Annotated in this window: 3 protein-coding genes; all 3 read left to right on the forward strand. The window is 69.7% G+C overall.

All coding sequences use genetic code 11. The annotated features are described in order from the left end of the window. Positions 1 to 84 precede the first annotated feature (84 nt). The 3 genes from WN71_RS33760 to WN71_RS33770 all read left to right on the forward strand — a co-directional run bounded on the left by WN71_RS33760 (position 85) and on the right by WN71_RS33770 (position 4,098). On the forward strand, positions 85 to 1,617 hold the full coding sequence (locus WN71_RS33760) for an acyl-CoA carboxylase subunit beta (protein ID WP_206300218.1): 1,533 nt from the start codon (positions 85 to 87) through the stop codon (positions 1,615 to 1,617). 43 nt (positions 1,618 to 1,660) lie between these two features. Next, complete coding sequence (locus WN71_RS33765) at positions 1,661 to 1,864, forward strand: acyl-CoA carboxylase subunit epsilon (protein ID WP_046592435.1); 204 nt, start codon at positions 1,661 to 1,663, stop codon at positions 1,862 to 1,864. Positions 1,865 to 2,196: 332 nt separating this feature from the next. Continuing rightward, entirely contained in the window at positions 2,197 to 4,098 is a 1,902-nt protein-coding gene (locus WN71_RS33770; protein ID WP_046592434.1) for a 2-oxoacid:acceptor oxidoreductase subunit alpha, read from the forward strand. The last annotated feature ends 77 nt before the right edge of the window (positions 4,099 to 4,175 follow it).

Raw genomic sequence — 4,175 nt, forward strand, 5'->3', positions numbered from 1 at the left:
GGACAGGACCGCGCGATCGGGCAGGACTCCCGGACCGGGGACGAGCCCCGCGCGGATCAGGGGACGACGGACATCCACGGGCGGGTGGCACACCTGCGCGAGATCCGTGCGCAGGCCCTGGCGGGTCCCGGTGCGAAGGCGACCGAGGCGCAGCACGCCAAGGGCAAGCTGACGGCGCGGGAGCGGATCGAGCTGCTGGTCGATGCGGGTTCCTTCCAGGAGGTCGAGCAGCTGCGCCGGCACCGTGCGGTCGGGTTCGGTCTGGAGGCGAAGAAGCCCTACACCGACGGTGTGATCACCGGGTGGGGCACGGTCGAGGGCCGTACGGTCTTCGTGTACGCGCACGATTTCCGGATCTTCGGCGGCGCGCTGGGCGAGGCCCACGCGACGAAGATCCACAAGATCATGGACATGGCCATCGCGGCCGGTGCCCCGCTGGTCTCCCTCAACGACGGTGCGGGTGCCCGGATCCAGGAGGGCGTGTCCGCGCTCGCCGGGTACGGCGGCATCTTCCAGCGCAACACCAGGGCCTCGGGGGTCATCCCGCAGATCTCGGTGATGCTCGGCCCGTGCGCGGGCGGCGCGGCCTACAGCCCGGCGCTGACGGACTTCGTGTTCATGGTCCGTGAGACCTCGCAGATGTTCATCACCGGCCCGGACGTCGTCAAGGCGGTCACCGGCGAGGAGATCACCCAGAACGGTCTGGGCGGCGCGGACGTGCACGCCGAGACGAGCGGTGTCTGCCACTTCGCCTACGACGACGAGGAGACGTGCATCGCCGAGGTGCGCTACCTCCTCTCGCTCCTCCCGCAGAACAACCGCGAGAACCCGCCCGCCGTGGTGTGCGAGGACCCGGCCGGACGGCGTGGCGACCTGCTGCTGGACCTGGTGCCGGCGGACGGCAACCGGCCGTACGACATGGCGCAGGTGATCGAGGAGATCGTCGACGACGGCGAGTACCTCGAGGTGCACGAGCGCTGGGCGCGCAACATCATCTGCGCCCTCGCCCGGCTCGACGGGCAGGTCGTCGGCATCGTCGCCAACCAGCCGCAGAGCCTCGCGGGCGTGCTGGACATCGAGGCGTCGGAGAAGGCCGCCCGCTTCGTGCAGATGTGCGACGCCTTCAACATCCCCCTGGTCAGCCTGATCGACGTGCCGGGCTTCCTGCCCGGCGTGGACCAGGAGCACGGCGGCATCATCCGCCACGGCGCGAAGCTGCTCTACGCGTACTGCAACGCGACCGTGCCGCGGATCTCGCTGATCCTGCGCAAGGCGTACGGCGGGGCCTACATCGTCATGGACAGCCAGTCCATCGGCGCCGACCTCACCTACGCCTGGCCGACGAACGAGATCGCCGTGATGGGCGCCGAAGGTGCCGCGAACGTCATCTTCCGCCGCCGGATCGCCGAGGCCGACGACCCCGAGGCCATGCGGGCCCGCATGGTCAAGGAGTACAAGTCGGAGCTCATGCACCCCTACTACGCGGCCGAACGCGGTCTGGTCGACGACGTCATCGACCCCGCCGAGACCCGTGAGGTGCTGATCCGGTCGCTCGCGATGCTGCACACCAAGCACGCCGACCTGCCCTCCCGCAAGCACGGCAACCAACCCCAGTGACGCCCCACCTGCCCGGGGTGCATCCCCAAGGAGACAAGCACGCATGAAGGCATCCGCCGACATCTTTCTCCACGTGACGAAGGGCCACGCCGAGCCCGAGGAACTCGCGGCCGTCACAGCGGTCCTCCTCGCCCGCGCCGCGGCTCAGCGGCAAGCGGCCCCGGCCCGGCAGGGCCGGTCCAAGGCCGGCTGGCACCGCGTGGAGCACCCGCTGAACTTCCGCTCCCCGCGCAGCTGGCGGCACTGAGAGCGGCCTCTCGACGGCACCAAGTTCCGGAACAGAGAAGAGAGTTCGGTATGACAGCAGGTCCCCGCACCAACGCCTGGCAACCGCTGGCATGCATGGAACCACCGCCGCGCGCGGAGAACTCCGCACGCGCGGAAACACTTCCGCACGCGGCGCACTCCGCGCGCGAGAGGCCGCCCGTACCCCCGGCGCTGCGCCTGGCCGGCTGCGACGACGAGCAGAACGATATCGACCAGCACATCTGCCGCGGAATCGACTGAGCGCCGTCCGGACCGCACCGGCTCCGACGCCCGCGACACCGCATGTGACGAACACAGAACCAGAGGGGATCCATGTTCCTCGGCCATGAAGCGCCACCAACGGAAGGCCGTGCCGGAAGAAAGCCGGTGCGCCGACTGGACCATGTCGTCATCCGGTTCGCGGGGGACTCGGGTGACGGGATGCAGCTCACGGGTGACCGGTTCACCTCGGAGACGGCGTCGTTCGGCAACGATCTGTCGACCCTGCCGAACTTCCCCGCCGAGATCCGCGCGCCCGCAGGCACCCTGCCGGGGGTGTCGTCGTTCCAGCTGCACTTCGCCGACCACGACATCCTCACCCCCGGCGACGCACCCGACGTGCTCGTCGCGATGAACCCGGCCGCCCTGAAGGCGAACATCGGGGACCTGCCCCGCGGCGCGGAGATCATCGTCAACACCGACGAGTTCACCAAACGCGCGCTGGCGAAGGTCGGATACGCGGCCTCCCCGCTGGAGGACGAGTCGCTGGAGGCCTACCGGGTCCATCCGGTGCCTTTGACGACACTGACGGTCACCGCGCTCAAGGAGTTCGACCTCTCCCGCAAGGAGGCCGAGCGCAGCAAGAACATGTTCGCGCTGGGCCTGCTGTCGTGGATGTATCACCGGCCGACCGAGGGGACGGAGAAGTTCCTGCGGTCGAAGTTCGCGAAGAAGCCGCAGATCGCGGAGGCGAACCTGGCGGCGTTCAGGGCGGGCTGGAACTTCGGGGAGACGACGGAGGACTTCGCGGTCTCCTACGAGGTCGCCCCCGCCTCCTCGGCGTTCGCGCCGGGCCTGTACCGCAACATCTCCGGCAACCTGGCCCTGGCCTATGGTCTGATCGCCGCGTCCCGGCAGGCGGACCTGCCGCTGTTCCTGGGCTCCTACCCGATCACTCCGGCCTCCGACATCCTGCACGAGCTGTCCCGGCACAAGAACTTCGGGGTGCGCACCTTCCAGGCGGAGGACGAGATCGCCGGGATCGGCGCCGCCCTCGGCGCGGCGTTCGGCGGCTCCCTGGCGGTGACCACCACCAGCGGGCCGGGGGTGGCGCTGAAGTCGGAGACGATCGGGCTGGCGGTCTCGATGGAGCTGCCGCTGGTCGTGGTCGACATCCAGCGCGGCGGGCCCTCCACCGGCCTGCCCACCAAGACCGAGCAGGCCGACCTGCTGCAGGCGATGTACGGCCGCAACGGCGAGGCCCCCGTCCCGGTGATCGCACCGATGACGCCCGGCGACTGCTTCGACGCGGTCCTGGAAGCCGCCCGCATCGCACTCGTCTACCGCACCCCCGTCTTCGTCCTCTCCGACGGCTACCTCGCCAACGGCTCCGAACCCTGGCGGGTGCCCCAGCTGGAGGAACTGCCCGACCTGCGCGTCCAGTTCGCCACCGCCCCCAACCACACCACCGCCGACGGCGGCGAGGAGTTCTGGCCCTACCTGCGCGACCCGCAGACCCTGGCCCGCCCCTGGGCGGTCCCCGGCACACCCGGCCTGGAACACCGCATCGGCGGCATCGAGAAACAGGACGGCACCGGCAACATCTCCTACGCACCCGCCAACCACGACCTCATGGTCCGCACCCGCCAGGCCAAGATCGACGGCATCGACATCCCCGACCTGAGCGTCGACGACCCCCACGACGCCCGCACCCTCGTCCTGGGCTGGGGCTCCACCTACGGCCCCATCACCGCCGCGGTACGCCGACTGCGCGCGGCCGGCGCGTCGATCGCACAGGCCCACCTGCGCCACCTCAACCCCTTCCCGCGCAACCTCGGCACCATCCTCCACTCGTACGACCGCGTGCTCGTGCCGGAGATGAACCTCGGCCAGCTCGCCACGCTGGTCCGCGCGAAGTACCTGGTGGACGCGGAGTCCCACACCCAGGTCAACGGCATGCCGTTCAAGGCGGAACAGCTCGCAGAGGCTTTCAAGGAGGCTCCTCATGCCCACTGACCCGCTGTCCCTGGTGCCGAGAAGCGAAGTCTCCCTCGGTGCACGTGACTTCAAGTCCGATCAGGAAGTGCGCTGGT

Source organism: Streptomyces mangrovisoli (assembly GCF_000974985.2).
In the GTDB taxonomy this organism is placed as follows: domain Bacteria; phylum Actinomycetota; class Actinomycetes; order Streptomycetales; family Streptomycetaceae; genus Streptomyces; species Streptomyces mangrovisoli.

Coding starts and splice junctions, on each gene's coding strand:
- WN71_RS33765 (WP_046592435.1), top strand. CDS start 1,661: ATGAAGGCATCCGCCGACATCTTTCTCCACGTGACGAAGGGCCACGCC.
- WN71_RS33770 (WP_046592434.1), top strand. CDS start 2,197: ATGTTCCTCGGCCATGAAGCGCCACCAACGGAAGGCCGTGCCGGAAGA.